This window comes from Pseudomonas fluvialis (assembly GCF_002234375.1).
GTDB classification, from domain to species: Bacteria; Pseudomonadota; Gammaproteobacteria; order Pseudomonadales; family Pseudomonadaceae; genus Aquipseudomonas; species Aquipseudomonas fluvialis.
Genome location: NZ_NMQV01000003.1, coordinates 213,128 through 231,743, shown reverse-complemented (window position 1 = coordinate 231,743; position 18,616 = coordinate 213,128). Strand labels below are relative to the sequence as shown.

Here is an 18,616-nt window from a genome sequence, read left to right as displayed (position 1 = left end):
ATTTGCGGCGCTCTATGACCGCGACTTGAAGGCCTTAACGGTATGGGGAAACAATCCCGCTGCACGTGCTATATCAGCAACACTGGCACCTTGTAGCTCCATAGCGTGAATTAGCGCCAGTTGCTCATCAGAAATCGCCACCTCTCCCGAGGTTGGATCGATGTAGGCCTCTGAACTACGAACGCTCATTAAACGGCTAAAGCTTTTCATCGCTTTTGAAACCGTTTGGCGAGAAACACCGAGGCGTCTAACCATCTCAGCTTGCGAAAGCCCCTCTCGCGCCATCAAGACTACTTTTTCCCGCAACCCAGGTTCGGTGGCCCCTAAAGGGCGCAATCCCGAGTGAACCAAGTCATAAGCAGCTTTTCGGACCTCTTGCTGATCTGCGCCTCTAGGCAGCGGAAAACGAAGCACATAGCTGGACCGCCTTCTACCCATCAAGGCTTCAACCTCATGCCTGAACGCCTCCTTGTAAGGTAGATCCGCCCTGTAGCGTGAGCCTGGATCGCGCGGATCGTGCTGACGACAGAACCGATTACTCCAACGTCGCCAGCTGGCAGTCGGCAGACGCTTAGCCATCAGCTCAAGATCTAGGCGTGCCTCCCACTCTGAATCAGACTCTCCTGCGAAACGCTCCGTACGAAGAGAAACAAAAGCAGACGAGCGCATTGTCAGACGCCAGCAAAGCTCGCAATAGCTTGTTGAATGCCTCCGAGCCTTTGCATCGGCTAGCCGCCCATCGTAGCCCGGGTGAACCGAACTCGAGGGCCGGCAATAGCTCAGCCAGACAAGCAAGAGACGGACAGTATCGAGCGTCCCCGTGAAGTGAAGGCACTCGACACCAAAGGGATCATCAGAAGCTTCCTGCGCCATACGGATGGCAAATCGGAGATTGCTATCCCATTTTCTCAGGTTGGCCAGTTGCCAATCAGCCAGCAATACACCTTGAGGTCTACCACCCCGCTGCTTAGTACTGAGCAGCTCGAAGCGCGCCTCGTCGAAGGCTTCGCCTGGGCTTTGAACCACAGAGTACTTAACGCGCCATGCAGGGCGGCTACACCCCATTTCGGACAGTACGCAGTCTCCGATAAGCCGACGCTCCCAAGCCCCCGCATACCCCTCCAGAACAGCCTGAAATGGCTGATCCAGATGCTTGCGAACCAGCGACCATATCGAATAACGACGCGAAGTCAGGCTATGAGATGCGGTCAGCTCTTCCTTGAATGAGTTCAGCCCTTCGATAAAGGCAGTTGAACACCCTGGGGCGACCAGAAGTTCCTCTATGCCCTGGAGAGAGTTACTGCGCAAATCATGTAAACCTTTTCTTCATATTTAAGTTCCAATCCTATTTGTAGTCAGTCTTAACCTGCAACCTACATTTCTTAATTAGGCGTAAGCGTATGACTACCGAAGAACAGATTCTCCTCGCCTGCGGAGGCTCCCCACTTCTCTCACTAGAACAAGTCGCGGAGATATTGCATCGCAGCCCTGCAGGCCTCCGGATCACGCTAACCGGCAACAACGAGCTAGCGAGAAAACTTGGTACGGCAAGGCTAAAAATTGGTCGGCGCGTTTACTTCCGTGTAACTGCAATTGCAAACCTGATTGATGAAGCCTGACCCCACCAATGGGCCCGGCAGAGAAAGCAGCTCGACTGCAGCAACGAGCAGCCAAGCTAGCAGCAGAAAAGCGCTCTCCAGAAGCGCCAGAAAGCCTTGCCGCGCCAATTGCCTTAATGCCCAAGTGGCCGCAAGGCATCAGAGGCATTCCGAACGCAGCGCTGCGCTCTTCCCTGTTTTCAGCGGTGCGAACTCGGCAAAGGCCCTATATCGACCGGCAACCTATTCATGCTCAAAACGGCTTCAACCTCCTGCAAAGCGGTCCGTTACTCGACCAGGGAGACCTTGATGCGTGGGAAGCAGTTCTGCATATGGCGCTTATTCGCCGCCAGAGTTTCAGCTTCAAGGTAAGCAGCTACGAGCTCCTCAAGCTGCAAGGAAAAGCTGACGCGGGCACTAATCGAAAGACACTGCATGCTCGGCTGGTTCGCCTGAAAGCATCAGCTGTCGAGATTTGCTATGAAACCTATACATACATCGGAAGCCTGATCGATGAGGTAGTGCGCGATGAAGCATCAGGCCTTTACATCATCAGACTGAATCCAATGCTTTCCACGCTGTTCAGGACAGGAGCCTTCAGCCACGTCGACAGGCAAATCCGGGCAGCGCTGACAGGAAAGCCTTTAGCCCAGTGGTTACATGGCTACTACTCCAGCCATGCGCGCCCACTGCCAGTAAAGATGGAAACCCTGCTACGACTCGCAGGCAGCCATGACCACTACCCTCGAAGTGCTTTTCAGAACCTCAAAAGAGCACTGGATGCACTTGAACTAGCCCACGCTGAATGCGGACAAGAGTTTGAGTATCGGATTGAAGGCAGCCTCGTACACGTCAATCGACAGCGCAAACAACAAGAGCACAGCTCGCGCCGAACACCCTCAAAAGTTATCCACAGCCATACCGAAGCGACGGCTGCAGGTACCGAAGCGACGGCTGCAAAATACCGAAGCCATGGCTGCAAGATACCGAAGCGACGGCTGCAAAAAAATCTTCAAAAAGACCCTGAAAGCACCGTCAGCTCTGGGCTCCAGGCAAGTCCGGAAAAGTCGCTAATACTCTTTAATACTTTTTAAATAAGGCACACATAAAGAAAGCTATGCATCGCTTGTGGGCGCTTGTGGTTCTGACACGTTATTCCGGAGATTCTGACCCACTCGCGCTGATGGTTCTGCCCCAGGCTTTCCAGTGGTTGTGAGCCACTGCACTGGTGATTCTGACCCACCCCTCAAGCGCTAAACTGTCTACTCCCGCGTCCTGTAGGTCACCGCAATTGATTGAAGAAGGCAGCAAAAATGTCTATGCCGATCTCGGCTGCACCGATGCTGACGCAATGCAGCGCAAAGCCATGCTCATCGTGCGGCTCAGTGATGCTATTGCTGCCCACGCACTGCGGCTGGATCAGGTGTCGGCAATGACGGGCGTTGAGGCATTTTGCCTTGAGTCCTGGTTGAAGGGGGATGTCAGACATACTGATGAGGCCGAACTGCATGCCTGCTTACGCCATCTTGAAATGCAGTCTCTCTGATTAGGTCATTTTCGCGGGCGCGAAAATAGCGAAGGGGGCATTGCCCCCTTCGTTGTTGGTCACTGCGCCTTGGCAGCCTGCTTGCGCAGGGACTCGCCCTTGAGTCCGATGCGGTGTGAGCGATGAACGATGCGATCCAAAATGGCCTCAGCCAGCGTGGCGTCGCTGAACATGCTATGCCAGTGCTCTGTAGGGAATTGACTGGTGATGATCAGCGAGCCGGTCTGCATACGCTGATCGACTATATCCAGCAAGGTATACCCCACTGTGGGCTCTACCGGGGCCAACCCAAAGTCATCGAGGATGAGTAGATGGACTCTGCTCAAGGCTGTTCGGTACTTGGGCAGAGAGCCATCGCCAATGGCGATTTGCAGCTCTTCATAGAGCTTCGAGGCGCTTTTATAGATCACCGAGTAGCCCTGTCGGCAGGCCTGACTGCCGAATGCGCAGGCGAGCCAGCTCTTGCCTGTGCCGGTGGCACCGGTCAGTAGCAGGTTCTGTTGCTGACCGATCCAGGCGCAGCCTGCCAGGCCGGCGATTACTTGCTTATCCAGGCCGCGACTGCTGCGGTAATCCACATCCTCCAGGTGTGCGGCATAGCGCAGCTTCGCCTGTTTCAGCAGCCGAGACAGCTTGCGATTCTCGCGCTCGTTGAGTTCACGATCCACCATCAGGCCCAGGCGATCATCGAAGGGCAGTTCCTGCATGCGTGGTTGCTCAAGCTGGTCGCGGTAGGCCTTGGCCATGCCGGACAATTGCAGCTGCTGGAGTTTGCTTTGGGTCTGTTGGTTCAGCATGTCGAGCGATCCTTTTCATCGGCAAAGTAATGGGCACCGCGCAGGTTTTCGTGAGCAGGTGTCGAACTGGGTAGTGCTTTCAGCCCAGGGCGCTTGTCGGGCTGTTCGCGCAAGATGGATTGCAGGCTTTTCAGGGCGAAGGTCTTGATGGTCAGCGCATAGGCGCAGGCCTCCTCCAGCCGGGCATCACCATGCAGGCGAGCTTCTTTACGCAAGGCGCTGGCAGCCTTGTGCCCGTTGGCCACATCGGTGCGTTCGGTCAGGTGATAGTGCAGGTGGCACAGCAGTGCAGGCCCGACTCGCTCGCCCCAGGCGAGCAATGCGGCGGGCTCACTGTCGGCGTAATACTGGTGGTTCGGCGGCCTGTGCTCCGGCTGTACGCTGATGCCGGAAACATACTGCCGGGCATGACTGCTGACGCGCAGATGATTGTGAAAAACTTCCACGACCTCGCCCGTAGCGCGGACGTCCACTTGCTGCTGCACTAATCGGCTCGGCACGGAATAATGGTGATTGTCGTACTCCACCAGATAATCGCTGCGTACTCGTACCTTGAAGCGCCAATCGGCATGCTCGTAAGCGTGGACCGGCAGCGGCTGGAGAGCGGGCTGTTCCACCTCGACGAACAGGCTGTGCCGACTACTGCCAGGCTGGCGTTTGAAGGGGCGTTGATTGAATGCCGGCAGCAATTCTAGGATGGCCTGATTGAGTTCTGCCAAGCTGAAGAAACGACGGTGGCGCAGGGCTGCCAGCAGCCAGCGCTGAACCAGCTTCACCCCAGCCTCCACTTTGCCTTTGTCTTTGGGTTTACGCGGGCGCGCCGGCAGAATGACGGCTTGGTAATGCTGCGCCAGTTGCTGGTAGATCAGGTTGAGCTGGACTTCATCCTTGCCATGCTTGATCACCGCGGCCTTGAGGTTGTCGGGAACCAGCAGGCGGGGCACACCCGCGAAGAAATTGAAGGCCTGCACATGGCAGTGCATCCAGTCCTCGATTCGTTGACTCCACACGGCACAGGCGAAAGTGTAGCTGGAGTAGCCCAGCACGCCGACAAAGATTTGCGCCAGACGAGGTTCTGATTGGCCGTCCAGATAGATCGGCATGGTCTTGCCGGAGAAGTCCAAGAACAGCTTGTCGCCCGGCTGATGCAGCTGACGCATTGCCAATGGTTGCTGCTGCACAAAGCTGCGATAGCTTGCCGTGAACTGTGAATAGGCGATGCCGTCTGGCTCGGTGGCCCGCCATTCACGCCAGAGCAGCTCCAGGGTGACGCAGGGGTTGCGCATTTCCGCATGCACCCAGTTCCAGTCGGGACAGGCTTTCAAGCGAAAGCCGTTGAATGGCTTGATACCCAAATGCTCGTAAAGCTGTTCGTCGCTCCATTCAGCCAACTGCCCCACATCGAGGACAACGCTTTCCAAGTGCCGACACAAGCGCTTGAGGCTGTTGCGCGAAAGCCCGGTGCTATGAGCGATTTCGCGTGTCGATAGACGTGTGCCATAGTGCAGGCGCACGGCTTCGCGCAGCAGGCGCGGTTCAATCCTGACTCTCATCAATACTCCTTCGTGCCCCGTGGGTGGAGCGCTGAACGGCAGGCAGTACCTGCCCCTCGGCCTTGACAGCCGATAGAAGGACGCTGAGAATCCACAAGCGTTGAAGGTGCTTATGTCATCTAGAAAAAGGCTCGGAGTTGCTGCTCCGGGCCTTTTTTGCGTCCACAGTTTTTCTTGCTCGCATGACCTAATCGATAGCGTGATGTCCTGTAGTTTTTCTGGGCCCTAGTGACCGTGGTTGCCGGATACTCCAGCCTGCGCGGCCAGCCACCGTTCGACCTCCTGCCTGAGGAACAATCGGCGGCGACCGACGCGGAACGAAGGCGGCATCGGCAAGCCCATGCTCAATCGGTTGCGGGCCGTATGCTCAGAAATTCTGAGAATCTGGCTCACCTCCATGAGTGTCATCGTCTCCACCGTCATCCCCTCTGCACTGCAATATCCCGATAGCGCATGCTAGGCAGTTGGTGGATGCCAAACTACTAGCCAGACTGGACACTTGATTTTGCCTCTCTATCTGGACGATGAATTTCTCGACTCTTTCGTATACGAGGATGTGGCGGTTGCCCTTTGGGCAATCAGGCTGCACGCAGCGGATATAGCTGTTACGCCGGCAATCGCACTACGGCTGATCAGGCAATATCTACAGCCTCTGATCCCGCTTGAGCATTGCCATGTGCTTTATGGGCAGCGCATAGCGACCTGGAATGGTATCTGGGGAATTTATGCCGATCTGGGTTCCTGTGTTGGCAAGAGCAACAATCCCCATCTGTTTGAAGTAATGAAGGCCGTGGAGCTTATTCATCACTTCACGACCTGGCCGCCAAGGGAGTACACGTTCCCGACTGTTATTGAGGTCACCTACTTCCTCAGCATGTGCACTCAACTGAAGATCCCCATGCCGAGTCATTTGCGCCTGGAAAATGGTCAGCGGCTTGATCCGTTCAGCTTTTGCACGCTGTGTTGGCGGCAGCCATTGCCCGGAAGAAAACTCTGCGCACACCACTCTCCCAATGTTCCACTTCAGGACGAGATCGGAACGCAAGCTGCGGCGGCGCGCTACAAGTCAGGTGTTCGCCAGAAAGAGCGGTTCGATAAAGCGGTAAATCGCATCCTGACCAAGGAAGTGACCCAGTTCCATGAGGGGCTCTTCACTCCCGTGGTGCTGTTCCCTGAACAGAGCATTGCAGCCTGGCTGGCTGAGCGTCGCCCGCTGCTGTGGCAGTTGCTCGGTGAGCGGCAGCAGGCGTTTAACGATACGAATGCCGTGAGCATGCTGGTTGATCTATTGCACTGCCCTGATGGCCTGCCGCCCAAGGCCAATCAAATCTATCGACTGATCAATCAGCACCTGCATGAGCATCCGTTACTGATCTGGCCGATGCTCATTCGGGCCGAGGGGTGGCATCGCTGCCGAGAAGAAGTGCGGAAGAAATGGGGTGGAAAACGCTCTGGCGCAGGGCGTCCTACACGTTATTGAGCGAGTCGTTAGCTACTTCGTCATATGGTGATCCACAGAGCTAGCGCCTGCTGGTAGCGATCCAGGGCCAGGTGGGTACTTGATTGTTGGGAAATGCAAAAATCGGTGACGAGTAGTTCTTGCTCATTCAAGCGTGCCTGCTACTTTTACGGTGCGCGCCATCCGGCACGCGGAGAAAACATCAAGGAGTTACAGATGAAACAATGGATAGTAAGTTCAGTGGCAGCTGCATTCCTATTATTGGCGTCGATAGTTCATGCCGGCCAAGAGCCTGACGCCATCAGGGATGCTGACATTCCCGCCGCAAATGCAAAGGGGCTGATCTATACGAAGGAAGGAAAAACAGCCATATCCCCATGGTTTAAAACTGGCACACCGCCAGTCGTTAGCCCAGCAGCGCCTGAGCCCAACTATGAGTCAACTGTGACCTTGGCCGGCTGCTACACCACGTCACAAACAACATACTCAACCTCCGATCTACCATACGGTTATTCTGTGGTTGCATACGGCCCCTAAACCGTAAATTGCAGCGGATATCAAACGTTCAATGTCAGCAAGCTAAATAACGGCGGCTCGACGAACGTCTATTTGCAGAAATTGAATGGGTCGACGTGGACGAACTATGCGACCGGTTACACAAATATATCCGTGTCAGTGCCAGCAGGAACATACCGCTTCGTTATCTACAACTACTGCTGTGGCTCTCCGCTCCAATGGAAGTTGACAGTAAACAGGACGCTATAGAAATTTAGCTCAAGAAACGGAAAGGCCTGCACTTCATAGTGCAGGCCTTGCGGAAAGAACTGATTAAGCCTTGGTCTTTAGAGCCAGGTCGGGAGTATTAGAGGTTGCAAAGAACTTCAGAACACTTAGCACCTGGTTCAACTGCTTATACCCATCTTTCCCGCTTGCAGAGCCAAGCTCCCCGCCCGCCCCCGGCTCGCTAGATAGCGATAGTTGCTTGTCAAAGTATTCAAGGGCATTGAATTTCTTATGCTCATTTATTTGATTTCCCCGCTGATCATACTCGGCATTTCCAAGCCCCATGACGGCGTAGACGGTGTCATTTATCAGGCCTTCGTGAAAAAGTGTGCCGCCCAGTGCGACCAGTTCCTGCTGACTGATATTTTCAAGATCATACCCTGCAATTTCTTCCTTTAATGACCTCAGGTCATCCTCTTTAAGTTCGATAGGGTCGGGGCGCTTCTCGGATTGAATATTAGAGTGCTGTATGGCTGTGCTTGCACTAAATCCAGCAAATATCCCACTTACATTGATCATGGATATATCCTTCATCCTAGGGGGGTAATATCATCTATCGACAGGATAGCTTTAAAGCTGAGAGTGATCCGACGAACGGACTGCCTAGCCTGGGAGATGGCAGCCCTTGCAGTGCAAGTCCAGTTGGCCCCCGTGTTTCAGAAGGTTAGCCCACTGTGCTATTGCGTGGGGGGCACCGCTACCACTCGCCTTCATTCTTGCCGGCAGGGCAGAACCATCAGCGCGCAGGCTCACAATCACTGGAATGGGTGGGTCAGAATCTCCAGCATGGACGGGCGCTATCGCTGGAACTGGGTGTCAGCACCACTGGAATACACACATCGCTTGATGCCATGCCCCGTAGCCCCCTCAGCAACTGCAGTAAAATTCTTCACTTACAGCAGCCCAGTTGCTTTTGCCTGCGCACCCAAAGCCCTCAAGCGCAGCCCAAGTAACTGCTTCATTTTCACGAACTCCAACCACAGGACGAGACTGGGGATAAGCCATGTCATTGACTAGTGCAGGATAGGTTTCGTGCTATCGATTGTGGCCACAACGAGCTTTCTAACTCAGCCCGGGCCAATGAACGGCAGCAGCGAGTGTGATCCCACCGTGAGGATTTGCAGCTTTTGGTCTGGCCATTTCCGCGCGCACGAGAACCAACGATTGGGGCAAGACTTGCTTCAGCACTAGCGCAGGATAGGTTTCGACGTGGCATTTGTCAGACACGCCTGTGCGCCATCAAGGAACAAAGCTGCAAATTGCTTCCTTACTGCGTCCTTACTGCTTACAAGGCGCGCGCCACTGCTTTCTCCTTGCTCACGAAAGCAACTCAAGTACTCCCTAACCACTTTTTAACTGCTTCCTTTTCGCTACCTTTCAACCACGGGACGAGACTGGGGATAAACCATGTCATTGACTAGTGCAGGATAGGTTTCGTGCTATCAAATGTCCGGCAAACACCGCCCGCGCGCAGCATGAACTGACACGAAAATGACAATTGATCGAAAGGGCATGGCGGCAGTGGAGCCAACTTTTTCGCGCGCGCGAAAATTTCATCGTTGGTGCGCAGAGCATTCGTAATGCACTAGTGCAGGATAGGTTTCGTGCTATCAAATGTCATACAAACACGGCCCGCGCGCAGCATGAACTGACACGGAAATGACGATTGATCGAAAGAGCATGGCGGCAGTGAGGTCCGCTTTTTCGCGCGCGCGAAAATAACTTGGCCAGCCTTGGCGTGATCAAATAACAGGCTTGATCCCAGGCAGAGTGGGCAAGAATTCGGACTGTCACTCTGCCCCTGGCTCAGCGCCAAGATCATTGGTCGACGCTGAATATGTGAATGACAAAAACCACCCAACTACCCCTTAAGGACGTCACAGCCCAGATAAGCGCCTGAAAGCCTAACCCGGTCGAAACTGTAAACGTGTGAGTAGGGGCTCTCGATGCAACGCCCGACAATGGGTAGCACTTGGTCTGGCTTGCCAGGCATCAAGAGAACTCTCCCGCTGCAGATTGGGCAATCCGCACTAAACCGGACAAATCTCGTCCACTGCTGCCCCTCGCTATCGCGGTGCATTTCTAGCTCCGCAGAATCCTCAAGGATCGAGAGCAATGCCGAGGGTGCCTTGATGACACGATCATCGACCAGTCGCCACCAGGGGGCATAGAAATTTGCCCAGATGAACCAGGCAAACAGCCCCAGAAGGGCAACGTTACCAAGCTGTCGCAACGTCAATGTCTGATCAAGCGTGGCCACAGTCCATACACCAGCAAGCAGCCAGAGCCCCAGCAGCACAAGCCCGATCACAATACCAACTAGCAGTGACAAACCTCTCCAGCTACGGTTCTTCAGTTCGCCATTACGGAAAATCAGGCGCAACAACCAACTAGGCCGAACGCTGCCGGCATCAGTTCGGGAATATTCAATGTGCGCCCATGAACGCTGCGGCTCTTGTGGAGCGAGAGCATCAGGAAGAGGTGCCACATCCAGCCAGAAAGCGCGCTCATTCCCCTTCCCTCCTTTACCGTCATTGGCGCGCACTACCGGCATCTGATCTAGCCCTGCCCGACGCAGCCGCTCGCAAAGCGAAGCAAAACGAGCATCCAGAAATTGCTCAAGCAGACCTGCAGGCAACCAGGTAGTCGCGTTCAACGTCCGCCCTTTGAGCTCGCCCTCAACGTTAAGCAGCAGGGAGCTTCGAGAAAACTGCTGCGGCTCATGCCTGCCTTTGTCTAGGTCGGCAAGCTTGGCCAGCACCATAAATCGCAGAATCCGGTATGCCTTGCTGTCGGCCGGGACCTCTATCAACTCATCCTGCAAGCATCGCATTACTTCCTGCACACAAACTCCAAAAGCCCTATTTCCGAGGGCTGCAGCCATATCCATACCTACACATAACCCCTTTACAGGAGGTTGGGGGGATGTTTGCCCCCGCCTAGAGCATGACTCTTGAAGCCGTCTTCACACCAGAGGCTTACCCCATGAGCATGTTCATTGCACTCGATTCAAACGGCCAACTGATCACCATTGAAAACGCCATTCGCGGCCTGGCTTGCAACTGTTTCTGCATAAGCTGCGGAGAGCCTGTCATCGCCAGAAAAGGACTTATACGAGAGCACCACTTCGCTCACGCTTCACAGAAGGAGAGCTGCAATATCCAGCCAGAAACCCTGCTGCACCTGTACGCCAAAGAGGTCATCCGCAACAAGCTCGGTCTGCTGTTGCCCCCAATGCCTGGCACTTGCCCGGAGCACGAAGACCAGACCAGCTGGTGGGATTTCGAACGGGTAGATGAAGAGGTACCACAACCAGGATTCCAACCTGACCTAGTCGCCCACCTGAGAGACGGCAGCCAGCTACTCATCGAAATCGCAGTCACCTCGTTCATTAACGAGGAAAAGCTGGAGCGGATCAAAACCGTTGGCACTCATACCGTCGAAATCGACCTGCGCGAGCTGCTGTTCAGCAATCAGCCTATTCCCTCAGAAGAGGTCGAAGCCCTAATCCTGATGCAGACACATAACAAATCGTGGATCTATCCGGAACCGCCACCAATGCCATTGCTACCGGCAATAGATTGGCAGCCCATTCCGAGCCAGTTCCCTGTGGCTGAACCTGAGATCAAATTCATCGAGCACCGCTACACGATCATGGGTATGTGGTTATCCGCCCGGATACTGCCTACCGGCTCAATCGCCGTGCGTTCCTGGTCGTACAACCCGCAGATCACTGAACTGCTCAAATCCTGGCGAAATGAATTGGGCGGCGAATACAACACCAAGTACAGGAACTGGATTTACTACCCGCACAACCGCGAGGATATTCTTGCGAGGCTGCAAGCACTGGATCAAAGCTGAGTCCACAAGCATCACAAACTTCGCTTAGCTAGGCCTAGTTTGTGATGCCTTGCACTGAAAGCTGTCGAGTCCGTTAGAATCGAAACCTTTGCCGCAGTCGGAGCAGTAGTGTGATGGATCACTTGGATACCTTCCTCGCCCGTTGGAAAAACGCGGGCGGTAGCGAACGCGCCAACTACCAGTTATTCCTCACCGAACTCTGCAGTCTGCTCGAACTTCCTCTGCCAGAACCAGCCGGCGACGACACCCGCGACAACGCCTACGTATTCGAGCGCCGCGTAGTCATCAACCAGCCGGATGGCAGCAGCAACAACGGCTTCATCGACCTCTACAAGCGCAGCAGCTTCGTGCTGGAGGCCAAACAAACCGGTAAGACCCTGGACAGCTCCGGCTGGGACAAGGCCATGCTCAAGGCCCACAACCAGGCCGACCAGTACGCCCGGGCCCTGCCCGCCGAAGAAGGTCGCCCGCCGTTCATCTTGGTCGTGGACGTAGGCCGCAACATCGAGCTGTATGCCGAGTTCAGCCGCTCCGGTGCCACCTACACGCCCTACCCGGATGCCCTCAACCATCGCATCCGCCTGGAAGACCTGCGTAAGGAAGACGTTCGCGAACGCTTGCGCGCCGTCTGGCTTGATCCGCTCTCACTCGACCCGTCCCGCCGCTCGGCCCGCGTCACCCGCGAAATCGCCGATCAGCTGGCCAAACTGGCCAAGTCGCTGGAGGCCGATGGCCATCCGCCGCAACTGGTCGCCAGCTTCCTCATGCGCGCGCTGTTCACCATGTTCGCCGAGGACGTGGGCCTGCTCCCCGAGCGTGGTTTTACCGAGCTACTGCAACGCCTGAAGAACAAGCCGGACACCTTCGCGCCGATGCTCGAGCACCTCTGGCAAACCATGAACAGCGGCGGCTTCTCGCCGATCCTGGAAAGCACCCTGCTCAAGTTCAACGGCGGCCTGTTCGCCGAAGCCCAGGCCATCGCCCTCGACCGCGACCAAATGGAGCTGCTGCTCAAGGCCTCCGAGGCCGACTGGCGCTATGTCGAACCGGCCATCTTCGGCACCCTGCTGGAACGCGCACTGAACCCCCGCGAGCGCCACAAGCTCGGCGCCCACTACACGCCCCGCGCCTATGTCGAGCGCCTGGTACTGCCCACCGTCATCGAGCCGTTGCGCGCCGAGTGGAAGGAAGTGCAGGTTGCCGCGCTCACCTATGAAGGCCAGGGCAAGCACAAGGAAGCCGTCGCCGAGATCCGCGCCTTCCACCGCCACCTGTGCGACGTGCGCGTACTCGACCCGGCCTGCGGCAGCGGCAACTTCCTGTACGTCACCCTGGAGCACATGAAGCGCCTGGAAGGCGAAGTGCTCAACCTGCTGCACGACTTGGGCGAATCCCAGGGGCTGCTGGAACTCGAAGGCGTCACCGTTGACCCGCACCAGTTCCTCGGCCTGGAAATCAACCCGCGTGCCGCCCGCATCGCCGAAATGGTGCTGTGGATCGGCTACCTGCAATGGCACTTCCGCACCCACGGCAAGGTCAACCCGCCCGAGCCGGTGCTGCGTGACTTCCACAATATCGAACACCGCGATGCGCTGATTGCCTACGACGCCGTGGAACTGCTGCGTGACGAAGCCGGCAAGCCCATTACCCGCTGGGATGGCATTACCACCAAGACCAGCCCGATTACCGGCGAACAAGTGCCGGATGAATCGGCGCAGGTCGAGCAGTACATCTACCGCAACCCACACAAGGCCGAGTGGCCGCAGGCGGAATATATCGTTGGAAATCCACCTTATATAGGTGCCAGACGAATCAGACTCGCGCTTGGCGATGGCTACCTCAGCGCCTTGCGCTCCACCTACTCCGATATTCCGGAGCACGCGGACTTTGTTATGTATTGGTGGGCTAAAGCAGCCGATGCCATCGGAGCAGGGAGCGCCAAACAATTCGGCTTAATTACCACGAACAGTCTACGCCAAACATTTTCTCGTAAAGTCGTTGATGCTTCTTTTGAAAGGAACCCTGGAGTAGGTATTCGCTTTGTAGTGCCTGATCACCCGTGGGTAGATAGCGCTGATGGTGCTGCTGTTCGCGTTACTCTCACAACGGTCGGCACTGCAACAGAAGAGGGCAAAGTCGCCCGAGTAATACACGAACAAACCCAAGGTAATGATGAGATTGCTGTTCAACTTGCCATCGAAACAGGCTACGTCACACCAAACCTGACAATCGGCGTTGACCCAGCAAAGGCTCAAGAACTCAAAGCTAATCGTGGCATTGCTTGTGTTGGCTATCAACTGACTGGTCAAGGTTTTATTATCTCTGCAGAGCAGATGATGCATCTCGTAGGCAGCATGGAAAGCACTATTATCCACCCACTACTGACAGGTAGAGACATTACCCAGTCGCCACGTGGACTTTATGCAATCGATCTATTTGGTTTATCAGTAGATGATGTTCGCACCATGCACCCGGCGATTTATCAATGGATACTTGAACGCGTCAAGCCTGAAAGAGATCAAAATAAAGATCATTCAAGCCGAGAGTTTTGGTGGCTTTTCGCACGCACAAGAGCAGACTTTAGGCCAGCACTCGCGGCAGCTAGCTTAGCAGCCGCTACGTCTCTAACTGCTAAACACCGAGTTTTCACGTCAGTGGACGCCTCAACAATTTGCGACAGCACTACAGTAATTTTTGCAGTTAATGATTACTCAGGCTTCGGCATCCTCACCTCCCGGATTCATGTAACTTGGGCACTGGCTGCTGGTGGCCGCCTGGGTGTTGGTAACGACGCGCGATACAACAAAACCCGCTGCTTTGAAACCTTCCCCTTCCCGGACGCCACGCCAGAGCAACAGGCACAGATCCGCGAGTTGGCCGAACGCCTCGACGCCCACCGTAAACGCCAACAGGCCCAGCATCCCGAGCTAACCCTGACCGGCATGTACAACGTGCTGGAAAAGCTGCGTGCCAGCGAGCCGCTGACCGCCAAAGACAAGACCATCCACGAACAAGGCCTGGTCTCCCTGCTGCGCGAGCTGCACGACGAACTGGACCGCGCCGTATTCACCGCCTACGGCTGGGATGATCTGGCCGAGCAACTGGTCGGCAAACCCGGCGCCACCACGCCACTGCCGGACAAATCCGAAGCCCAGGCCGAAGCCGAGGAAGAACTGCTGCGCCGCCTGGTAGCCCTCAACGCCGAGCGCGCTGCCGAGGAAGCTCGCGGCCTGGTGCGCTGGCTGCGCCCCGAGTACCAGAACCCGAGCGCCGCCGTCGCGCCGGAGCAACGCGAAGCCGAGCTGGACGACACAACGGATTTCGAATCCACCCCTGCCGCCGCAGCCGCCACCGGCAAGCTCACCTGGCCCAAGCAAATGCGCGAACAGGTTGCTGCCGTGCGCCACGCACTCAGCCAAAGCCCACTACCCGCCGACGCCCTCGCCGCCCAGTTCAAACGCTCACCCAAGGTCGCCGTTCAGGCTGTACTGGATGCCCTAGAAGAACTGGGCATGGTGCAGCAGACAGACAACAGCTATCGCTTGGCAAGCTGATTTAGATACGCAACACGCCAATATGAATCAGAGCCTTGAGCATACGATCCGCGAGCTGACTTAGATAAGGGTAAGACAATATGCTGCCTGAACACCCACTGTTGATTGCCGGGCTGCCAAAGCTACCCGAGCTCGGCGATATTGAGACTCGCGCAGTTCTCAAGCGTTTGACCTCCGCGCACAAAGCATTGGCAGAGCTCAAAGGGGTAGCCGGCAGCATTCCCAACCAAAGCATCCTGATCAACACGCTCTCACTGCAAGAGGCAAAAGACAGCTCGGCTATCGAGAACATCATCACGACACATGATGACCTCTACCAGAGCGATAGTTTCAACCGTCAGTTCGTCAGCCTCGCAGCCAAGGAGGTGCACAACTATGCGGTCGCACTTCGCAATGGCTTCGAGCAGGTACGTCGCACTGAATTGCTCACCACGCGCGATATTCTGGATATCCAGGCTCGCATTGAGGAAAACGATGCCGGCTTTCGCAAGCTGCCGGGCACGGCCCTGAAGAACGAGCAAACAGGCGAGATCGTCTACATGCCACCCCAGCATCCCGACGAAATACTGGCCCTGATGGATAACCTGGAAGAGTTCATCAATACCGATGGGCTTTGCGATTGGGACGACCTGACGAAGATGGCCGTCATTCACCACCAGTTTGAGAGCATCCACCCTTTCTACGACGGCAACGGCCGTACCGGCCGTATCATCAACATCCTCTACCTGGTGAAGCAGGGGCTGCTTGGCCTGCCAGTGCTTTATCTTTCCCGTTATATCAACCAGAACAAGGCGGATTATTACCACCTACTGCAGGTCGTTCGTACCGATAACGCCTGGGAGAGCTGGCTACTGTTTATGCTGGAGGCTGTCGAGCAGACGTCCTATCAGACCATCACGCTGATCCAAGCCATCAAAGCACTGATGCAGCGTTACAAGCACAAGATGCGCAGCGAACTACCCAAGATCTATAGCCAGGATCTGCTCAACAATCTGTTCGGCCACCCCTATACGAAAATCGACTTCGTCATGCGTGAATTGCAGGTAACCCGCAAAACCGCAGCTAAATACCTGGATGAACTCGTCGCGGCCGGACTGCTTACCAAGCACAAGGTAGGCAAAGAGAATTTCTACCTCAACGACGAGTTGTATGCACTGTTGAGCAACGTGAACAATCTGCCGCCTGCGGTACGTGGGTAAATTTCCCAGTTATTTACCCACGTTCTTACGGTTGTGAGTAAAAAATCAAATTCCTTACCCGTGACATACTGGCGTGACTAGCCGCACGGGTTGCCGTCCTCTGACCATGGACAGTGGACTTACTGCTTCCTGTCTGGGTGAGATCCAAATCAGGTAAAGGTCAACACCCACTGCGGATTTTCGCCACGCGAAAAAGCATGACCAGCAAGTCACATCCTCATTTTCGCGACGCGAAATTCTAGACTAACGAGGAATATCCCCATGAGCAGCGAGCTGCTGACACCCTATGACCCTGCCAAATACCTGACCGATGATGAGGATATAGAGGTGTTTCTGGCCGACGCGGAAGGAACCGGCGATGCCGGCTATATCGCGCGCGCACGGGAAGTGGCGGAGCGAGCCAAGGCAATGAATCAGACGAGAAACGAAGCCTGCAGCGACAGCGACTATGCCGACCTTGATTCTCCCGAAGCCTAGATCATGCCGGTCAAAGGACATACAGACAGTGGCCTCGATCAGCCAGGTAGTCGAGGCGCAGCGGATGCAGTTCAATCAGGTGGCCCAAGGCTGCCATGTACCTAGATGAACACGTCGCAGCCGGACTACTTAGCGAACACCAGACAGAAACATTTCTACCATCAGTCAAATACCCCATGGATTTCGTCCAGCGTAGAGAAGCGAGAGCAGCCTGAGTCAGCCCACGATTGAGGCGACGCTGCCGAAGCTGTTGGCCGAGACGATGCGTGATAAGGGAGTAGTCCATGTCATGTTTACGTTACAAGATTAAGTGAATGTAACGTAAACATGACCTCAGCGAAAATTAACACGGCGGCTGAAGCTAAAGCCTGAGCAGGTGCTTAGAGCCGAGTGAGCCGAATAGCCGGAATATTCGGCTCACGCAATGAGCCGATTGTCGCCTTCGAATACGTTCGTCCATTTACGCTGACTTTCGGTACTATCCGGTTAACTCAGGATTACCAAGGACAGGAAATGGACTTCTCCCCCATCATCGCTCCGGTCTGGGGCATGCTGGCCTGGTTTATCCCAGCCGCACTGCTGATCGGCCTGCTCAAGTCCCCATGGGCAAAGGGTCATATTGGCGAGATCCTGGTGCGGCTGTTCGCCCATTGGCAGCTGGACAAGCAGACCTACCGCCGCCTGCACAATGTCACGCTGAACACGCCCGACGGCACCACGCAGATCGACCACGTATTCCTCTCGCCTTACGGCATCTTCGTGCTGGAAACGAAGAACATGAGCGGCTGGATCTTCGGCAGCGAGAAGCAAGCTCAGTGGACGCAGAAGCTCTACAAACGCACCTTCAAATTCCAGAATCCGCTGCGGCAAAACTACAAGCACCTCAAAGCCCTGGAAGCCACCCTTGGCGTTAATCCCGAGCACCTGCACTCGGTCATCACCTTCGTTGGCGGCAGCACCTTCAAAACCGAGGTGCCGGCCAACGTGACCCAGGGCATCGGCTTTATCCGCTATATCCAGTCATTCCAGCAGCCGGTCTTCAGCGAGGCTGAAGTCGACGCCATGCTGCACGCCCTGCAAACCGGCCGCCGCGCGCCGACGCTCGCCACCCACCGCGAGCATGTGCAAAACCTCAAGCGCCGCAGTGATCCGACAGCCGAGCGGCAGTGCCCGAAATGCGGCAGTGCGCTGCTGATACGCACAGTGAAATCAGGGGCGAAAGCGGGGCAGCAGTTTTGGGGATGTTCCGCTTTTCCAAGGTGTCGAACGATACAGAGCCTTTGAAATTCTGGGAGAAGCGGTAGAGCGGGGGATGGAGTGCATCACTCCAGACTCGCCACCCATACCCGAACAGGTATAATCGCATAAAAAGAGCAGAGCCTGCCCTTGCCATATCCAGACATGATGCTTGGTACTGCACCACTTGACGGTAGTAACCAGCCGGACACGGTTACATAGGGGAGCTTGATGAATCGTTACAACAATCTCCAGCACACCAGCAACGTACTCAGCTTTGAAAGTACCCAGGAGCTTTCGGCAAAGACGGCTTTAGCGGTCAAACTGAATACGTTGATCGAGCAGCGCGGCCTGAGCCAGACAGAAGCAGCAACGATCACAGGCATGACGCAGCCCAAAGTATCTCAGGTACGTCACTACAAGCTTAAAAACATCTCATTAGAACGACTAATGCAGGCGCTTGTGTCGCTGGATCAAAACATTGAGATTGTGATTCAGCCTGCCAGCAGCGCTCATACCGCAAACATCACAGTAGCCGTGTGACATAACACAC

General features: G+C 55.5%; 16 protein-coding genes and 1 pseudogene. 10 read left to right on the top strand and 7 right to left on the bottom strand.

The genetic code is table 11. The features are described 5' to 3' along the window. Positions 1 to 12: 12 nt before the first annotated feature. Complete coding sequence (locus CFY91_RS15860; protein WP_133063661.1) at positions 13 to 1,308, bottom strand: helix-turn-helix domain containing protein; 1,296 nt, start codon at positions 1,306 to 1,308, stop codon at positions 13 to 15. Positions 1,309 to 1,400: 92 nt separating this feature from the next. Here CFY91_RS15860 and CFY91_RS02650 point away from each other — a divergent pair, with 92 nt between their 5' ends. The 3 genes from CFY91_RS02650 (at position 1,401) to CFY91_RS15850 (ending at position 3,144) form a co-directional block, all read left to right on the top strand. Next, positions 1,401 to 1,619, top strand: coding sequence for a plasmid-related protein (locus CFY91_RS02650; protein ID WP_093984787.1), 219 nt, complete (start codon positions 1,401 to 1,403; stop codon positions 1,617 to 1,619). 8 nt (positions 1,620 to 1,627) lie between these two features. Then, positions 1,628 to 2,692, top strand: a complete 1,065-nt coding sequence (locus CFY91_RS15855; RefSeq protein ID WP_133063660.1) for a hypothetical protein — start codon at positions 1,628 to 1,630, stop codon at positions 2,690 to 2,692. A gap of 197 nt (positions 2,693 to 2,889) precedes the next feature. Then, on the top strand, positions 2,890 to 3,144 hold the full coding sequence (locus tag CFY91_RS15850; protein WP_133063659.1) for an XRE family transcriptional regulator: 255 nt from the start codon (positions 2,890 to 2,892) through the stop codon (positions 3,142 to 3,144). Positions 3,145 to 3,203: 59 nt separating this feature from the next. Here the strand turns inward: CFY91_RS15850 and istB are convergent, their stop codons facing one another. The 3 genes from istB to CFY91_RS16360 all read right to left on the bottom strand — a co-directional run bounded on the left by istB (position 3,204) and on the right by CFY91_RS16360 (position 5,893). Continuing rightward, on the bottom strand, positions 3,204 to 3,941 hold the full coding sequence (istB, locus tag CFY91_RS02640) for an IS21-like element helper ATPase IstB (RefSeq protein ID WP_093984785.1): 738 nt from the start codon (positions 3,939 to 3,941) through the stop codon (positions 3,204 to 3,206). After that, complete coding sequence (istA, locus tag CFY91_RS02635; protein WP_093984784.1) at positions 3,935 to 5,494, bottom strand: IS21 family transposase; 1,560 nt, start codon at positions 5,492 to 5,494, stop codon at positions 3,935 to 3,937. Before istA ends, istB begins: the two co-directional genes overlap by 7 nt. A gap of 225 nt (positions 5,495 to 5,719) precedes the next feature. Continuing rightward, the gene (locus CFY91_RS16360; RefSeq protein ID WP_423812480.1) at positions 5,720 to 5,893 is read right to left on the bottom strand and encodes a helix-turn-helix domain-containing protein; all 174 of its coding nucleotides are present in this window, start codon (positions 5,891 to 5,893) and stop codon (positions 5,720 to 5,722) included. A 106-nt stretch (positions 5,894 to 5,999) separates the two neighbouring features. Here CFY91_RS16360 and CFY91_RS02625 point away from each other — a divergent pair, with 106 nt between their 5' ends. After that, on the top strand, positions 6,000 to 6,974 hold the full coding sequence (locus CFY91_RS02625) for a hypothetical protein (protein WP_093984782.1): 975 nt from the start codon (positions 6,000 to 6,002) through the stop codon (positions 6,972 to 6,974). An 807-nt stretch (positions 6,975 to 7,781) separates the two neighbouring features. Here CFY91_RS02625 and CFY91_RS02620 read toward each other — a convergent pair. Together CFY91_RS02620 and CFY91_RS02615 are read right to left on the bottom strand one after the other, a co-directional pair. Then, entirely contained in the window at positions 7,782 to 8,255 is a 474-nt protein-coding gene (locus tag CFY91_RS02620; protein ID WP_093984781.1) for a hypothetical protein, read from the bottom strand. A gap of 1,342 nt (positions 8,256 to 9,597) precedes the next feature. Further along, positions 9,598 to 10,620 carry a hypothetical protein gene (locus CFY91_RS02615; protein WP_133063658.1) on the bottom strand — a complete coding sequence of 341 codons (1,023 nt, stop codon included), beginning with the start codon at positions 10,618 to 10,620 and terminating at the stop codon, positions 9,598 to 9,600. Positions 10,621 to 10,721: 101 nt separating this feature from the next. Here CFY91_RS02615 and CFY91_RS02610 point away from each other — a divergent pair, with 101 nt between their 5' ends. The 4 genes from CFY91_RS02610 (at position 10,722) to CFY91_RS02595 (ending at position 16,827) form a co-directional block, all read left to right on the top strand. Next, positions 10,722 to 11,597 carry a competence protein CoiA family protein gene (locus CFY91_RS02610; RefSeq protein WP_165765292.1) on the top strand — a complete coding sequence of 292 codons (876 nt, stop codon included), beginning with the start codon at positions 10,722 to 10,724 and terminating at the stop codon, positions 11,595 to 11,597. Positions 11,598 to 11,710: 113 nt separating this feature from the next. Then, positions 11,711 to 15,151 carry a class I SAM-dependent DNA methyltransferase gene (locus CFY91_RS02605; RefSeq protein ID WP_093984778.1) on the top strand — a complete coding sequence of 1,147 codons (3,441 nt, stop codon included), beginning with the start codon at positions 11,711 to 11,713 and terminating at the stop codon, positions 15,149 to 15,151. 80 nt (positions 15,152 to 15,231) lie between these two features. After that, positions 15,232 to 16,350 carry a Fic family protein gene (locus tag CFY91_RS02600; RefSeq protein WP_093984777.1) on the top strand — a complete coding sequence of 373 codons (1,119 nt, stop codon included), beginning with the start codon at positions 15,232 to 15,234 and terminating at the stop codon, positions 16,348 to 16,350. A 261-nt stretch (positions 16,351 to 16,611) separates the two neighbouring features. Continuing rightward, complete coding sequence (locus CFY91_RS02595) at positions 16,612 to 16,827, top strand: helix-turn-helix domain-containing protein (RefSeq protein ID WP_093984776.1); 216 nt, start codon at positions 16,612 to 16,614, stop codon at positions 16,825 to 16,827. Positions 16,828 to 17,020: 193 nt separating this feature from the next. Here the strand turns inward: CFY91_RS02595 and CFY91_RS16170 are convergent. Beyond that, positions 17,021 to 17,113: pseudogene (locus CFY91_RS16170) on the bottom strand (transcriptional regulator); the annotation flags it as partial. Between the two features lie 227 nt (positions 17,114 to 17,340). Between CFY91_RS16170 and CFY91_RS02585 the strand changes: the two are divergent. Beyond that, positions 17,341 to 18,111, top strand: a complete 771-nt coding sequence (locus CFY91_RS02585; RefSeq protein ID WP_093984775.1) for a nuclease-related domain-containing protein — start codon at positions 17,341 to 17,343, stop codon at positions 18,109 to 18,111. Positions 18,112 to 18,294: 183 nt separating this feature from the next. After that, the gene (locus CFY91_RS02580) at positions 18,295 to 18,606 is read left to right on the top strand and encodes a helix-turn-helix domain-containing protein (RefSeq protein WP_093984774.1); all 312 of its coding nucleotides are present in this window, start codon (positions 18,295 to 18,297) and stop codon (positions 18,604 to 18,606) included. Positions 18,607 to 18,616: the final 10 nt, after the last annotated feature.